Here is a 234-nt window from a genome sequence, read left to right as displayed (position 1 = left end):
GGCGAAGAGTTTGTACTATTAATGCCTGGAACTTCAATTGAAAATGCTGCAGGACCTCTTGATAAACTAAGAAAAGTCAGTAAAAATATTCCTTTTAAGTTCAGAGATAAGCAAATTGAAATACCAATATCTATAGGAGTTACTCAATTTAAAAAAGGAGATACTACAGTTCAAGCTTTTGACAGAGCTGATGACGCCCTTTACGAAGCAAAAAATTCTCGTCGAGATCGCCTT

Annotated in this window: 1 protein-coding gene; it reads left to right on the top strand. The window is 35.5% G+C overall.

Going from position 1 to position 234, the window contains the following annotated elements; translation table 11 throughout:
- Window positions 1–234 (top strand): diguanylate cyclase (locus V6260_RS18710; RefSeq protein ID WP_341595584.1); only part of this gene is annotated, 234 nt, incomplete at both ends.

The sequence above is a fragment of the Pseudoalteromonas aliena genome, assembly GCF_038155085.1.
Lineage (GTDB): Bacteria > Pseudomonadota > Gammaproteobacteria > Enterobacterales > Alteromonadaceae > Pseudoalteromonas > Pseudoalteromonas aliena_A.
The sequence above is the reverse complement of the archived record's forward strand: the minus strand, read 5'-3'. Positions and strand labels throughout refer to the sequence as shown.